This is a genomic window from Pseudoalteromonas sp. P1-11 (genome assembly GCF_001399995.1).
GTDB classification, from domain to species: Bacteria; Pseudomonadota; Gammaproteobacteria; order Enterobacterales; family Alteromonadaceae; genus Pseudoalteromonas; species Pseudoalteromonas atlantica.
The window spans coordinates 1-16,089 of sequence record NZ_LJSP01000020.1 but is presented as its reverse complement, the minus strand read 5'-3'; the positions used below and the strand labels follow the sequence as shown (position 1 = coordinate 16,089).

Below are 16,089 nucleotides of genomic sequence, written 5' to 3'. Positions count from 1 at the left end.
TTATTTTAAGCGCGTATGACTAACCACTTTTTTAAAAACACCCTAAGTATTGCTCCCTCTTTTTATAGCGATTTATCCCCTAGCAACAATACTATTTTAGTGTTTAATGCCAACACACTTAATGTAGAACACCTTGATTTAACCCAGTACCTAAGCCCATTTGAGCTAAGCGTTATAAATCGCCGTAAACGCATGCAAGCAAAGCAAGAATATCTAGCATCGCGTATATTACTAAAGCAACTTGCAAAGCATATTCAGCCCCAATACGCACACATACCGCTTAATAAAATGAGCACCCACTTTAATGAAGAATGCTCAAAACTACAGCTCCATATAAACCACACCGTTATAAATACCTGTATTTCGCACTCGCATGGCTTAGTTGGCGTAGCACTTAATGTTACTAAGGCGGAGTTTGGCTTTGATATTGAAAAAATAAACTTAAAACGCCCATTCGAAAAGCTCGCTAAGCATTTTTATCATAAGGCTGAAATTGCCTTAATTACCGCGCCTTTGGCTATAAAAGAGCAAGCCCACCGCTTTTTTAGAATTTGGACCTTAAAAGAGGCACTCGCTAAAGCAACTAGCCGCCCAATAGCGCAATTGCTTAGCCCAAATGTATTTGATGAATTTTCTTTGTTAAACCTAACAGCATCGAGTAACACCATAACGGTTGCCAATGAGGAGTTTGATATAAGCGTGGCGCATAAAAAAAGCACCGACTGGCGGTGCTTTATACTTAATAACTTGGATACTTAATAACTTGGCTTTAAAAGCTTAAGCAGCGCTTTCTAATAAGCGGCTGTGTATTGCTTGTACCACGGTATCTGATTCGCTTTGCTCTACTAAAAAGCATAAGTTGTGCTTGCTTGCACCATGACAAATTAATCGAATATTAAACTCTTTTAATACGTTCATTAGGTTCATTTCGTGCTGGCGTAGCTGTATTTCAGAGCCTATAAGCGCCACTAAGGTTAAGTTGTTTTCAACCGATACATGACAAAATTCGGCCAATTTATCTAAACACGCTTGCTCAAGCTCAGGTCGCGAGGCATTAGGTGCGTTATCTAGGGTTATGGCAACACTAATTTCTGAGGTAGTAACTAAGTCTACCGATATATTAAACTCACTTAAAATGGTAAATACACGGGCCAAAAAGCCACTTGCTAATAACATTTCTGGGCTTTTAAGCGTTAGCAATATTTGGTTTTTACGCTGCGTAACGGCACGAATACCTGGCTGCTGCGATTTTTCACGCTCAATCCACGTCCCCCCGCGCTCTGGCTCGCGGCTAGAGCCTACAAATACATTAATATGGCTACGGCTTGCTGGTAAAATAGTTGCAGGGTGCAATACTTTTGCGCCAAATGTCGCCATTTCTGCGGCTTCATCAAAGCTTAAACGGGCAATTGGCGTTGCCTTAGCGCATAAACGCGGGTCGGTGCTAAAAATACCCACTACATCGGTCCAAATGTGTACACTTTTAGCGTTAATAGCCTCTGCTAATAACGCCGCACTGTAGTCAGAGCCACCACGACCAAGCGTTGTGGTTTGGCCAAATTCATCACTACCAATAAACCCTTGTGTAACTATTACTTGCTCATCTAATAACGGAATTAACAGATCTTTAGCCGCTTGTGCAGTGGCCGCAACATCGGGCGTTGCTTTACCAAATTGGCTGTCTGTTTTAAGCACTTTGCGTACATCAAACCTATCTGCATTTAAGCCTTTTAAGCGCAGCACTTGAGCAAATAAATAAGACGATAAACGCTCGCCAAAGCTAAGCAGCTCATCGTGTTGTTGATCAGTGGTGAGTGTTTCAAGGGCTAACATTTGAAATGCTTTTAACGTTTCGTTAAAACCCACCGCTAAATCGGCATCAAGCGACAGCTCATCTAAAATAGCCTGTTGAATAGCCAATACGCCATCTATGTGTGCTTGGCGCTGCTCTTTACTAAGGTCGGGTTTGCACAGTGCAACTAAGTGGTTAGTTACGCCGGCACTGGCGCTCACAGCTACAATACGTACGCTTTTATCTGCAACAATAATTTCGCTACAGCGACTCATCGCTTCAAAGTTTGCAACACTGGTTCCGCCAAATTTGGCAACGATGTAATCTGATTTTGCGCCTGATACTGTTTGTGGCACTGATTGGGTAGTCATTTCGTCTCCTTTCGCGGTATCCAAACCGCTAAAAAACAAGAAGAACTTGGCAAAGGAATGCAAATAAGATGTGTCCACTGCCAGAAGCTCTCCACCTAAGTTGGTGACAGTTTTGGGGATTCAGCCCCATAAACCGAAAAACATGGTTGACGTAACCTTGTTTTCCTCGGCGAGTACTTCCCTCTTTAATGGTTATGGGCGTTCGTCACCTACCATTAAATACCTAAGTATCGCACCTCTTCTGAATGTTGTATTAACCTGTGGCTAATAAAACAAAACCCCACTGTGTAGCGGGGCTTTGAAAGTTATCGTTTAGACGTCTAGCTGTCAAGGTGTTTTAGTTAATATAACGCGAATAATTTAGCCAAGGTTTACATTGCTGGCTACTTTTACAGCGCTTAATATAACTCGCCTGTACGCCAGCTAAAAAAATGTGTAAATTAAGCCAGTTAATAACGAGTACTTTTTATTATAAAAATATAAAAACTACGCTCTGCTTTAAGTGTAGTTAACTCATTACTAGGATGTATCACCGCATTATGATCCCAGCTAAAAAGCTGCTTAATACCCTTAGCGAACACTGGGGTGTTTTAGAGCTATTATTTAAACGTTTTAAAATGGCCGACTTTAACCTCAAAGACGTGCAAAACGCCATTAAGCAAAAACAGCCCACATGGACAAACGAGCGCATTTACAAAGAAACAAATCGTTTGCTCAATCAAGACATACTTATTCCATTGGCTAAATCATCCCAGCTTGAAATAAACCGCGCCATTGCCGATTTTGCGACCTTTTTATTACAAGAAGAACACCTAGGTTTAGCACAAGAAATTAGCGTTTTGGTTGATGATTTAGCACGCCTAGGAAACCGTTTAGATAATGCCGGCGAAATAGAAGACTTTGACGATTTACGCCGCTATAGCCGCATTATGGATGATCGGGTGCGTAAAATAATGAAGCTTTACGCGCACAACGAAAACGCTATTTTAAACATTGTTGAGCAAGCTAAATCTGATCACGCGGTGCAATCTTTGCAAAAGCGCTACAAAGCGGTAATAGAAGCCTTTGACGAATACATAGAGCCGATGCTTGAAATGGTCGATATTCGCGGTGACTTTCATGCCTGTTTTACACTTATTGAGCAACAAATAAGTAAGCAAATAGAGCACATTGAACGCTCAGGCAAAGCCTACAACGACAAACGTATGCTTGAGCAATTGCGTACTCGGATACTCGAAATGCATTTAGTTGGCCGAGAAAGCTTACGCAAAAGTGCCGATATGCTTATGCCACTGCGCGAAGAGCTACGCCGTAATAACCTAATTACCCGCCAGGCAGCAAAAGTGCTTGGCCTTGTGCGTAAAAATGGCGTAGACAACATGCTAAGCGCGGTACAACCAAATTTTGTAAGCGATGCGCAGCGTTATTCGCTTGGCCAGCAGCGTCATATAGTTGCCTATATGGCAAGCTTGGTAGAATTTGAACACGAAGAATATCAGCTCCCAGAGCAACAAGACGTGCCGGCATTTGTTACGCCAAACATTCCTGATTACCACGATGTTAAAACAAGCTTTGCAAAACGCTTTAATAAAAAACGTAAAAAGCCCCAGCCATTACTGCAATTTTTAGATGAAAGCTACCCAGAATTAGACGCCGACGAAATGCTATTTTTATATCAAAAACTAGTCAGCGACAGTGAAATTCACATTAGCCAAAGCGATGAAAAAACACGCGTAAAAATTGCCGGCCAGCATTTTTCGTTATACCCATTTAATTCTGCGCCTCAGCCAGATACACAGGCAGACGAGTAACACATGACACATATAAACTTAGACGAGCTTACGCACCTACAAGCCATTAATAAAAAATTAGGTGCGGGTTACCATATTTGCGAACAAGACAACGTAATGTGGCAAGAGCTTGACCAGCACATAGAATCTTATAGCGCCTTATTTAGCGCCCTTGGCCACGATTTAAAACACGACAGCCGCGGCTTTTACTACTTTGCCAGCGACGAAAGCACGCCAAACATGGGTAAAATATCCCGTGCTATTGCACTGACTATTTACATTTTAATTGAGCACTTTGCCAATACGGGTAAAGACCCAATGCGTGCCCTATTTGATGAAGTAAACGATTTAGAACTGATGCAAACCTTAGTGCAAATTAATAAGCACTTGTTTGATCAGCTTGAGATATTTTCGGGCTCAGATTTACGAAAAGATGTATACCTGCGCATGGTACGTTTAGGCCTTGCCCGCGAAGTCGAAGGCGGCTTTATGCTACAAGCGCCTATTCACCGCTATATTGATGCACTTATGGAAGTAAACGAAGAAACCTACATTACAGAGGACGAGCAATGAAAAACTTATACGGACTAAGTAAACTCGCCCTACTTAATACCGCAGGCTATGCAAAGTGTGTTATTCCGCTTGATAAAAGCAGCTCTATTTGTGCCCCAAACAATACCGGTAAAAGTTCGGTTATTAACGCCCTGCAATTTCCGCTAATAAATGATTTGCGCCTAACCGAATGGGACGGGCACGATTTAGATGAAACCCGTAAATTTTATTTTTCATCGGATCAGTCGTACATTTTGCTTGAAGCTAACCTTCCCCATGGCTCGGTGGTTATTGGTGTAGCAGGCCTAGGTAAAATAGCCGGTTACGCGCACCAGTACTTTTGTTATCAGGGCAAACTTGATTTAGCGCAGTACACGCAAGGTAATACCATTATTAAGTTTACCAAGCTGTTTAATCATTTAAAAACGCAAGGTTACAACCCTATAGAGCTTAAAGCACAAGAGCTAAACGCCCTGCTTACCGGCGGCGCAACCCCTTTTGACGGCGACATTAATTTAAAAATGATCCCGCTAAATAACGTGCAAGACTCCGCCATTTATAAAGAAATTTTTAGGCGTATTCTTAACTTACACAAATTAGGTGCAAGCGATGTTAAACGCTTTATGCTGCGTGTGTTTGAACGCCATATGTCTAACTCTAAAGTGGACTTTTACGAGGTATGGCGTCGCTCGTTTGATAAAGTAAATCGCGCTAAACGCGAATTAAAAGCGCTTGAATCAATGCAAGAGCCAATAACGGCGCTTGAATCAATGCTTGAAAACCAAACCGTGCTTAAAGGTAAGTTAGCAGCCTACGCGCCCAAAATTGATCAAGCATTAATAGACTTTGATACCTACCAAGAAGAGCAACTAAGCGAACTAGCCATTGCCCTTGAAGACATAGAGCACGAAAAACACGAGTTTGAGCAAAAGCAAAGCTTATACGTACAGCAATCGCGCGATATAGAGCGCAGGCAAACCCAAATAGAGCAATGGTTTTTAGATTACAGCGCTCTTAAAAGCGAATTTGAACTGGTAAATAAAGCCACCCTTAAAGCCAACCTTGGCCAACTTAAGCAAGACTACGAGTCACTTTCGCACTCTATTACCAGCGCACAAGGGCAAAGCCTACACACGCTTGATTACCGCATTAGCGAGACCCAAAAACAAATTAAAAGCTTAAAACTGCAGCTTAAAAACCTTGAGTTTAATTTGTTTACTCGAATGCGCGAAGACCTATCACTTAAAGAAGTAGAAGAAATATCGCGCATTTTAAACCCCGATATACTCTCGTTTGCCACCACCAGCAATGGCGATATAACCATTGATGATGAAGACGCCTTTGGGGAATTTTTATCGCTATTAAGCGAAAACGTTAAAGGCGGAGTGCTAACGCTTCCAGGTGCAAGCATTAAACTTAAAAAACTTTCGCCAGTGCAAATGCAAAGCGGCGAAAACAAAGCCCAGCTTAGCGCTCAGCTAGACGCGCTGGAACGCTCGTTAAAAGAGTTTAAACAACAGCGCGAAGTAGCCGCTAACGTGGCCGATAAACAAAAAGAAAAAGATGCACTTTACGATGAGTTAATGAGCGCAGAGAGCGCCCTAAAACGCTTAGAGCAATTTGAGGTAATGCAGCAGTCGGTAGAAGCGCAATCTATGCTAAAAGAGCAGTTATTAGCAGAGCGCGAACAAGTTGACGACTACCTGCAAGACATTCAAAAAAATAGTGGCTCAATTGCAGACAGGCACTCGTTAATTAAATCTAAGCAAGAGCAAATTAATCGCCAAACCGAGCGCCTACGCCAAGTTAAAAGCGAGCGAATTGACCACACGCTTGATTTATACAGCGGTAAAGTAACCCCGTATATGATTGATATAACAGTCGACTTTGATAACCTAAGCGACTTAGTACATCACTTTAATAAAGACTGCCAAGAGCTGCGCAACTTTGACATAAACGTGCGTAATACCTATTTGCATGTATATAACGCGGGCATTACTAAGTTCGATAACGAAAATGACGAATTTACTAAATACCAAAAGTTGATTAGCGCGTTTCATAACCTTGATAACGAACGCGATGCCGTTGAGCGCCAGGGCCGCGTAGCCCTAACCGAAGTAGCCGCCACAATTAAAGGCTTGCGTGAAGACCTAGACCGCCTTCGCCGCGAAATGAACAGCTTTAATAAAGGCATAAGCCAGCACCGTATTTCTAACCTTCAAGCGTTTAAAATTAACGTAATACCGCGCAAAATGCTGGTTGATAGTATTGATACCATTATCAGCACGTCGCATCAGTTTGAGCAAGGCGACACCCTTGATTTATTAAGCCAAGAACCTTACAGCGAAAGCGCAGTAAACGAAGCAAAAGATCACCTAATAAAACTTGCCTCCGACAAAGCAGGCCTTACATTAACTGACTTATTTGATATTCGTTTTGAAGTGGTTAACCGCGCTGGCGAAACCGAACACTTTGAAAAAATAGATTCAGCTGGCTCAAACGGGACCCGTATTACTATTAAGTTATTATGTGGCATGTTGTTTATTCGTTACTTATTAAGCGATCAGGAACAAAACCTTTACCGTATACCTATTTATATTGATGAAGCGGCCGACATTGATCCGCAAAACCAAAAAGCAATCATAGAAACGGCACTGAGCTTTGGCTTTGTGCCAATTTTTGCCTCGGTTAAGCCGCAGGTAAGCTGTGATTACATTGTACCTATTCGTTCAGTAAAAGATGGCGCCCAAAACTGGGTAGACGAAAAAGACTGGATTGAAGTTGAGCACAATTAATTGGCCGTTAAGGCAAACCAACTAAACTAAAATATAGGACGTTAAACTAATACACATTTAAACGATGTGTGTTATTTTAAATTAACGCATTTTATTGGAGCAAAGGTAATGAAAAATATACTTATTGTTGCAGCGCTGACATTACTTACAGCCTGTACGCAAACCCCAGACTGGGATTACGACAAATCAGCCAACTTTAGTAATTTTAAAACATTTGCTTGGGTAGAAAACGCGAGCCTAACCAAAGACACCACAAACTACCAAATTAACGGCTTAATGGAAAAACGTGTACGTACTGCCGTTAATAAAGAGCTTAGCCAAACATTAGGTATGAGCTTAGTAGACCCAGCCCAAGCTGACGTACTAGTTAACTACCATGCATCGGTAGATAAAGAGCTAGAAGTAGACAGCTTTAACGTAGGCTACGGCGCACGTTGGGGATACTGGGGTACGGGTTTTCAACGCGACATTAGTGCCCGCGAATACGAAGTGGGTACGTTAGTAATTGATATTATTGACCGCGAATCAAACCAACTTGTATGGCGCGGCGCAAAAGAAGGCCGTTTAAAGAAAAAACAATCGCCTGAGCAACGCGAAGCATCAATTAAAGAAACAGTCGCTAATATTTTAAGCAACTTCCCGCCGCAAAAGCAGCAGTAAGTTAAAATTAGCGTTAAATAAGTTTTAAAAAGCTCACAGTATGTGAGCTTTTTTGTGGGTGTTTATTTTTGGGACTTCAGATTTAAATAATTATGAGCTGCGCTCGTCACGTCACGTCAGCAAGCTGCACGTCTACAATACCGAGTTAAATTTACGCTTTATACTTATACAATAACTCAAAAGGTATATGGCAATAGTCATCTGGATGGTTGGTTAAACGGTCTTGATGCTCAGGATCGCTTGGCACGTAATTAGTTAGCGGCTCTACCTGTACTACAATTTTTTCTGCATCACTGCGCTTATTTATATAATTGTTTGCTGCGTCTAAATGGCCTTGGTGTTTGCTGTAAATAGCAGTGCGGTATTTAGGGCCTACGTCATCCCCTTGTTTATTAATGCTATATGGGTCAATAATTTCAAAAAAGTAGTCAAACAGCTTATTTAGGCTAACGGCGTTTAGGTCAAAAATTACCTTTACGCATTCTGCGTAACCATCGTAGTCGCCATCTGTAGTTTTACTTGAACCATTAGCGCGCCCTGCCTGTGTGCTAACAACACCAGGCAAGTGTTTCATAAACTCTTGTACGCCCCATAGGCAGCCACCAGCAAAGTAAATAGTATTGTGTTCTTTAGTATCCATTATAAATGCTACCTAATGAGTAAAGTGTGAATGGTTATCAAATGCAGATATTAACAAATTAATGTACAATCGCGCACAAAATGACTGCTGTTACATTTAGCTATTTTATCATGCTCAAATATGAGCTTTTAAATTAATTGTAACCGCAGCTACAAATAAAAAACGACGAGAAACACATGAACCGCACACCACACATTATATTGCCTGCACTATTATGCAGCGTTACTCCATTTGCTTATGCTAATACGTTATCTGATGAGTCTTCAATCGAGCAAATAACAGTGGAGGCTTCGCCTACTGCGAATAAACTGCCTGTAGGTACATTTGACTCGCCTATTTCTAATTTAGAATACGATCCGCGTGTAGATCTTCAATCACGAAATATGGCTGAGGCACAAGCTGATGTAACTATTCGTGGCGGTATTTTTGAAAACACCGGCTTTAGAGTAGGCAGTGCTACCCTGCTTGACCCGCAATCTGGTCATTATTTTGCTGAAATTCCCATTGCACCGCAAATGCTAAGCGGCCCAGCAGTTTTAACCGGTGCCGATAACGCAATGTACGGTATGAACAGCTCTGTAGGTACGGTTTCGTTTGGTTGGAAACCGATTATTACTGGCGGTAGTGTATCGCTTGGTACTGGTACGAACGACTTTAATCTTCAAAGTATTCACGCTGCTAAAAACACACAACTTGATAGCTTAGCTGGCTATACCTTAGGTTTTGAAGGTGAATATTCTCACTCGCAAAGTGATGGCACTATTGATAATGGCGATCATGACTTTTCGCGCGCCTCAGCTCGCGTGCAATTGGCAAGTGAGAATAGCCAAACCGATTTATTTTATGGCTCGCAAGATAAGTTTTTTGGCTGGCCTAACTTGTATACCCCTTTTGGCGTTAACGAAACTGAAGATTTAGAAACCCGCCTTTGGATGCTTAACCACAAGCAAAATTACGCTGAAAACAGTAATTTTGAAGTATCGGCGTATTACCGCACCCATGACGATCACTATATTTACTCGCGCGAAAACCCAAGTGCATTCGAAGCGTTTCATAAAAGTGAAGTTAAATCGCTTGCTCTTTCAGGTCGCCATGCACAAAGCAATGCGTTTGCAATCAATTACTCAGCACAATTTATTGATGACTCGATTGAATCAACCACACTTGAAAACAACTTTACCTCACGAAAATATTATAAGCTGAGCGTATTGCCCCAATACACAATGGCGCTAAAGGCTAACCAACAGCTTATTTTTCGTTTAGGGGCTGCGTATGACGATACAAACCGTGATGATGCTAAAGTATCAGCCATTGGTGATATAACCTTAAATACCCAAAATAATGACGGCACAGCGCAAAGCCTTTATTTATCGTACGCGCAGGCGAGCCAAGTTGCAGGCTATACAGCTATTGGCGGCAACGATTCTGGTGGATTATTTAGAAGTAACTACAACCTTGAGCGCGAAACCACTTCAAACTTAGAGCTAGGTTTATTACTTGAAGAGCAAAGCTGGCAGTTAAACTCGGCTATTTTTTATCGAAAAGATAGTAACTTAACCGACTGGACCTTTAATTTTGATTCTACCTCGGCGCGCTTTGCAAACCCCGTTGATATTGATACTGCAGGGGTTGAATTTTTAGCGACTAAGCACTTTGATACAGCAAAACTTATTGCTAGCTACACCTATTTACATAAATCAGAGAACTACGGCGCAGCCGATATTGATGCCAGTTTTTACGCGTTAAACTTTCCTGATCACCGTTTAACACTTGGCGCTGTGTATAACCCAACTGATATTTTAGAATTTAGAATAGATAACGAATGGCGTACACAACACAAAAATGCACTTAGAAACGGCGACGACAACGCATTATTTACCCAACTCACGCTTAAAATAACCCCGCCTCAGTTAAGCAATTTATTTATTACTTTAGCGGCAGATAACTTATGGGATGAGTCGTTTGAAGAAATACCTGGTACACCAGGGCGTGGTGAACAATATACATTAAGCGCAACGTACAGTTGGTAAAATTAAAGCGGCGTTTACAAACTCAATTTATACTTTGGTTTGTAGACGCTGTGTTTTTATATAAAGCAAAGCTAAAAAGTTGCACAAAGAGGAGCGAATAAGAAATAAATGAGAAAACACAAACCAACTATTACTTAGAGTTAATCTCTCCCTCTAAAAGCGCAGCGCCTCTTGCCCTCTTTGTAAATAAACCACTTTTACAGGCTTTGCCTGTCACTTAAGCAAGCTTTACGTCTACAAAACAACCATATATCTACACATTTGCGGTAGACGCAGAGCTTGCTCGCGTGAAAAGCGCAGCTTTTAATTACTTAAAAAAATCACTCGGTAATAGATAAATGTAAATATATGTGTATCAACTTCGTAAACTAGGTTAACTGCTCAAGTTCGGTAATAAGCGCTAGAGCCTCTGCATTAGTTGACCCACATACATCGCGCGTGGCGCTAAAATCGCTACATACTTTAGGGCGGCTTTCATCGCCAAATAGTTTACATAAATTGTTCTCATCAAGCTGAATACAATGCTCTCCGGCTTTTTTACCGTTTGGCATACCGGGTATTGGCGAGCTAATACTTGGGGCAATGCAACATGCGCCGCAGCCTAAGCGACATGCCATAGGCTCTGTTTTCATAAATACCTCTGTTAGTTAAAGCCAGGCCTTTGTATTTAAATTTACACTCTGCCTAGCCCATTATTTATCTGTAATACACATATGTAATGCTTTGTTACATCTTAAAACGCCTTGTAAACACTTTATTGCGTATTATTGCCTTGTCACCAAATATATGAAGGAATGCCTTGTGGCTACTAAAAAACAAATTTTATTACCAGTCGCGGTTTTAGCAGCCGGGATTGCACTCGCTTTTGGCCTTTCAGCCATGAAAACACCACCAGAAGAAAAACCAGAGCAAGACACTCGCCCACTTGTTGCTGCGCAAAACGTAAACATTGATGCAATAACGCTCGATGTTAAATCGTACGGCGTAGTAAAACCTAAAGACCGTACAGAGCTGGTTGCACAAGTAAGCGGGCAAGTTATTTCAGTAGCCGAACAATTTGTTGAAGGCGCGTTTGTTAAGCAAGGCGATATTTTAGCACGAATTGATCCAAATGATTACGAGGCCGATTTAATTGAGGCCGAAGCAGGCCTTGCCCAAGCAAGTTCAGCGCTTGAAATAGAACGCGCGCAAGCTCACGTAGCTAAAGCCGAATGGGAACGTATTAAATCAGACTCAAGCGATGCAATTGCATCGGAGCTTTATTTACGTAAACCACAACTTGCAGAAAAAATGGCAAACTTTCGCTCTGCCCAAGCCCGTGTAAAACGCACTAAACGTAATTTAGAACGCACGTACATCAAAGCCCCTTACGACGCTATAATAAACCAACGCACCATTAGCTTAGGCTCAGTGGTTAGTGCGGGTAGCAAGTTTGGCGAGCTAAGCGCTACCTCGGTTGCAGAGGTGCGTTTACCGGTTGCAGATAAAGAGCTGCAATACCTAGATAACGGCGGTATTGGCGCATTGGTTACACTTAATGCTGAATTTGCCGGCAAACAAACAACATGGCAAGCCAAGGTGGTACGAAGCGAAGGTGTGGTAGATCAAACCAGCCGTATGAGCTATTTAGTTGCTCAGTTACCAACTCCGTACGCTGATAACACCAAACCACTGCGTTTTGGCTCTTATATAAATGCCACCATAAAAGGCCGCGCGCTTGATAACGCGATTATAGTGCCGCACCATTTAGTTAAAAATAACAAAATTGCTATTTTAAACGACGATCACACCCTGAGTTTTAAAACGCTTAATATTGTACGTGAACAAAACGGTATGGTGATTGCAGACCAAGGCTTAAACAGTGGTGAGCAACTTATTACCTCTGCCCTTGAATACCCAACAGAAGGCATGGCGGTTAAGCTAGAAGGCACTGAGTCTAAAAGCGATGTGACTCAATTAGCACTTAAAGAGGATACACCATGAGTACCTCAGAAAAAGGCTTAATTGCATGGTTTGCACGTAACCCAGTGGCGGCAAACCTCATCATGATTTTTATACTTATTGGCGGGCTTTTAACAGCGCTGACAATTCGTAAACAGGCATTCCCGCAGTTTGAAAGTAACTGGGTGAGTATTCAAGCGGTATACCCAGGCGCAGCCCCGCAAGAGGTTGAAGAAGGCATAACCATAAAAATTGAAGAAAACCTTGAGGGTACCGAGGGTATAAAACGCTTAATCACTTACTCTAACCGAGGTTATGCGCAAGCGTGGGTAGAAATAGAAGAAAAATACGACCTACAAGAAGCCCTAGACGAAATAAAAGCACAAGTTGATTCTATCAATACCTTTCCGGCAGGAATGGAGCGCCCCGTTATTCAACGTGAAAAATTTCAGCAAGAGGTAATGATCCTCGCGCTTTATGGCGACATGAGTTATTACCAGCTTAAAGAGCTAGGTAACGACATAAAAGATGAACTACTCGCCTTGCCTGGGGTTAATTTAGTCGATTTTTACAGTGGCCTAGATTACGAAATAGGCATAGAAATAAGCCCCGACAAACTACGCGAATATGGCCTAACTTTTAGAGATGTTTCAAGTGCGGTGCAAAATTTTTCTACCAATATGTCGGCAGGGCAAATTCGCTCTGACACTGGTTATATTTCAATGCGTGTTGAAAAACAAGCCTACCGTGGTGGTGAATTTGCAAAGCTTCCGCTTATAACGCTTGCCGATGGCGCACAGATTAACTTAGGCGATGTAGCAACGATTAATGATGGCTTTGAAGAAGGCTTACTTTACTCTAAATATAACGGTAAAAACTCACTCACGTTTGAAGTAGATGCCTCTAAAGATCAAGACATTACCGATGTAGCTAAAATTCTTAAAGGCTACATGGCAGAAAAACAATCGAAACTTCCACAAGGCGTAAAGCTCTCGCCTATTGTTGATTTAACTTACTACCTTGAAGGTCGACTCGATATGATGATCGACAACATGGTATGGGGCGGTATTTTAGTAATGATAGTGCTGGCACTGTTTTTACCGCTGCGTTTAGCTTTTTGGGTAATGATGGGCTTACCCGTTTCATTTTTAGGTGCCTTTTTGTTTATGCCAATTGGCTTTTTAGACATCACCATAAACATGGTGTCGTTATTTGCCTTTATTATTGTACTTGGCATTGTGGTCGACGATGCCATAGTCGTGGGTGAGTCTGCCAGTGCCGAAATAGAAAAACACGGCCATAGCCTTGATAATGTCATTCGCGGAGTTAAGCGCGTTGCAATGCCTGCCACTTTTGGGGTTTTAACCACTATCGCGGCGTTTTTACCGCAAGCTATGGCATCGGGCCCAGGCGCTGCGTTTTCTAAAGCCATTGGTGTGGTTATTATATTGTGTTTGATTTTCTCGCTGATTGAATCAAAGCTAATATTACCTGCGCATATTGCAGCCATGAACCCACGTAAACCTAACCCTAAAAACCCATTACATAAACTGCGTAATGTGGTTGATAGTGGCTTAAAACATTTTGTACAAAACTATTACACGCCTTTTATAGGCCACTGTATACATTATCGTTATACCGTAATTATTGGCTTTTTATGTATATTAATAGTCAGTGCAGGTATGTTTGCAGGCGGCTTAGTTAAGTTTGTGCCTAACCCTAAAATACCGCATGATTTTCCGCGTATTACGCTTGAAATGAACCTGGCCTCTTCGGAGCAAGCCACCCTTGAAACGGCCCGCAAAATAGAAGATGTATTACTCAAAGTAGATAAAGAGCTTGAAGAGCAATACGGCCAAAGCATGATCCGCGATTTATCGGTAAGCTTACGTGGGCGTACTCAAGCAAACATTATGGCTATTTTAGTAGAGCCACACTTGCGCCCTATCGACACCTTTGCATTAAGCACCCTGTGGCGCGAACAAATGCCCCCGCTTCCAGGTGTTAAAACGCTTAATATTCAAGATAATATTTTTAGCGGCGGACGTGATGACGGCGACGTAAGCTTTAGGCTACAAGGCAAAGATGCCGATGAGCTAAAAGAAGTAGCTGGTAAATTAAAAGCTAAACTACAAAGCATGGAAGGTGTAGGCGATGTAAACGACTCACTACAAAGTGCCACCGACGAAGTACAGCTAGATTTAAAACCACTGGCCTACAGCATGGGACTTACACTTGCCGACGTTGCATCGCAAGTAAGCTTTAGTTACTACGGATTAGAAGCACAGCGTATTTTACGCGAAGGCGAAGAAATTAAAGTAATGATACGCTACCCAGAAAGCGAGCGTAACTCAATTAGCAACATTCAAAATGCGCGTATTATTACGCCAACCGGCGCAGAAGTACCGTTAAGCGAAGTAGCCGAAGTTAGGCTAGTAGATGGTGTAAACCGTATTCGCCGTGAAAACTCAAACCGTACTGTTAATGTGTGGGCAGCGGTAAATACTGACCAAGTTGAGCCGTTTGCTATTGCACAAGAAATTCGCGATACCTATTTACCTTCACTGCTTAAAAGCTACCCAGGCGTTAAAAGTAATGTGGCTGGGCGCGTACAAGAAGAAATGGACAGCGCCGATGAGCAGTTACGCGACTTTGCTATATCGCTGATGATTATATTTGCCTTATTGGCCATTCCGCTTCGCTCTTACTCGCAGCCGCTTATTATTATGTCGGTTATTCCATTTGGTGTAGTAGGTGCAATGTTTGGTCACGTAATATTAGGTATGACCATGAGCGGGTTGTCTATGTTTGGCATTATTGCGGTAGCGGGCATAGTCGTAAACGACTCCCTCGTAATGGTTGATTTTGTAAACAAAGCACGCGCAGAAGGCATGGCCGTAAAACAGGCCGTTATGCAAGCCGGTGCAAAGCGCTTTAGAGCTATATTGCTCACTTCAATCACTACATTTATTGGGGTAATGCCAATTATTATGGAAACCAGCTTACAGGCTAAAATAGTTATTCCTATGGCGGTATCGCTGGCCTTTGGTGTGCTATTTGCCACGGTAATTACTTTAATACTTATACCTTGCCAATACGTAGCACTAGAAGACGCTAAGCGCCTTACCCGTAAGCTACTTGGTAAATCGCAGCCTATAAGTATTCAACCGACACCCACTGCCAAATAATTAAAGTTTCTCTCCCAACCATTAAAGCTCGGCCTAATACGCCGAGCTTTTTATTGCCTAAATATTGCACTGCATTATTAATAGTTTTTATAAAGTGTTTCAAATAAATTATGGGTAATTATTTTAATTATATCAGCGTATTATGCGCCCTCAATTTAAAGCATCGCTAACGCATTATAATTTTATTGCTTAGCATTAAGCTCACACCGCAATGGTTTTGAGCCGCTTGTCAGTTAAGTGCCCTCCACTTAGCTCTAATAACGAGGGCGTGTTGACCTTTGGCGTTTGAATTTGCAGCAGTATGTTTGGTTTTTAGGCAAGGCAGAGCCT

11 protein-coding genes and 1 riboswitch are annotated in these 16,089 nt (G+C 42.0%); of the genes, 8 read left to right on the top strand and 3 right to left on the bottom strand.

Annotated elements, in window-relative coordinates; all coding sequences use genetic code 11:
* The first annotated feature begins 15 nt into the window (after nt 1-15).
* Nucleotides 16-759, top strand: coding sequence for a 4'-phosphopantetheinyl transferase superfamily protein (locus AN390_RS18975; RefSeq protein ID WP_029773950.1), 744 nt, complete (start codon nt 16-18; stop codon nt 757-759).
* 18 nt (nt 760-777) lie between these two features.
* On the opposite strand, the gene lysC is transcribed toward AN390_RS18975, so the two are convergent.
* Nucleotides 778-2,163: a lysine-sensitive aspartokinase 3 gene (gene lysC, locus AN390_RS18970; protein ID WP_055255752.1), complete on the bottom strand. Its 1,386-nt coding sequence runs from the start codon at nt 2,161-2,163 to the stop codon at nt 778-780.
* 76 nt (nt 2,164-2,239) lie between these two features.
* A riboswitch (Lysine riboswitch) is annotated at nt 2,240-2,412 on the bottom strand.
* A 290-nt stretch (nt 2,413-2,702) separates the two neighbouring features.
* On the opposite strand from lysC, the gene AN390_RS18965 reads away from it, so the two are divergent.
* The 4 genes from AN390_RS18965 to AN390_RS18950 all read left to right on the top strand — a co-directional run bounded on the left by AN390_RS18965 (nt 2,703) and on the right by AN390_RS18950 (nt 7,960).
* The gene (locus tag AN390_RS18965; protein ID WP_055255751.1) at nt 2,703-3,974 is read left to right on the top strand and encodes a hypothetical protein; all 1,272 of its coding nucleotides are present in this window, start codon (nt 2,703-2,705) and stop codon (nt 3,972-3,974) included.
* Between the two features lie 3 nt (nt 3,975-3,977).
* Entirely contained in the window at nt 3,978-4,526 is a 549-nt protein-coding gene (locus AN390_RS18960) for a condensin complex protein MksE (protein WP_024033404.1), read from the top strand.
* Nucleotides 4,523-7,300 carry a hypothetical protein gene (locus tag AN390_RS18955; RefSeq protein WP_055255750.1) on the top strand — a complete coding sequence of 926 codons (2,778 nt, stop codon included), beginning with the start codon at nt 4,523-4,525 and terminating at the stop codon, nt 7,298-7,300. Before AN390_RS18960 ends, AN390_RS18955 begins: the two co-directional genes overlap by 4 nt.
* A gap of 108 nt (nt 7,301-7,408) precedes the next feature.
* Entirely contained in the window at nt 7,409-7,960 is a 552-nt protein-coding gene (locus AN390_RS18950) for a DUF4136 domain-containing protein (protein ID WP_004587699.1), read from the top strand.
* A gap of 151 nt (nt 7,961-8,111) precedes the next feature.
* Here AN390_RS18950 and AN390_RS18945 read toward each other — a convergent pair whose 3' ends face one another.
* Nucleotides 8,112-8,600, bottom strand: a complete 489-nt coding sequence (locus tag AN390_RS18945; RefSeq protein WP_055255747.1) for a peptide-methionine (S)-S-oxide reductase — start codon at nt 8,598-8,600, stop codon at nt 8,112-8,114.
* Nucleotides 8,601-8,776: 176 nt separating this feature from the next.
* Between AN390_RS18945 and AN390_RS18940 the strand changes: the two genes are divergently transcribed.
* Entirely contained in the window at nt 8,777-10,630 is a 1,854-nt protein-coding gene (locus AN390_RS18940; protein WP_055255745.1) for a TonB-dependent siderophore receptor, read from the top strand.
* 368 nt (nt 10,631-10,998) lie between these two features.
* Here AN390_RS18940 and AN390_RS18935 read toward each other — a convergent pair whose 3' ends face one another.
* Entirely contained in the window at nt 10,999-11,262 is a 264-nt protein-coding gene (locus tag AN390_RS18935) for a YkgJ family cysteine cluster protein (RefSeq protein ID WP_055255743.1), read from the bottom strand.
* Nucleotides 11,263-11,431: 169 nt separating this feature from the next.
* On the opposite strand from AN390_RS18935, the gene AN390_RS18930 reads away from it, so the two are divergent.
* Nucleotides 11,432-12,613 carry an efflux RND transporter periplasmic adaptor subunit gene (locus AN390_RS18930; protein ID WP_055255741.1) on the top strand — a complete coding sequence of 394 codons (1,182 nt, stop codon included), beginning with the start codon at nt 11,432-11,434 and terminating at the stop codon, nt 12,611-12,613.
* Nucleotides 12,610-15,759, top strand: coding sequence for an efflux RND transporter permease subunit (locus tag AN390_RS18925; RefSeq protein WP_055255739.1), 3,150 nt, complete (start codon nt 12,610-12,612; stop codon nt 15,757-15,759). Before AN390_RS18930 ends, AN390_RS18925 begins: the two co-directional genes overlap by 4 nt.
* The last annotated feature ends 330 nt before the right edge of the window (nt 15,760-16,089 follow it).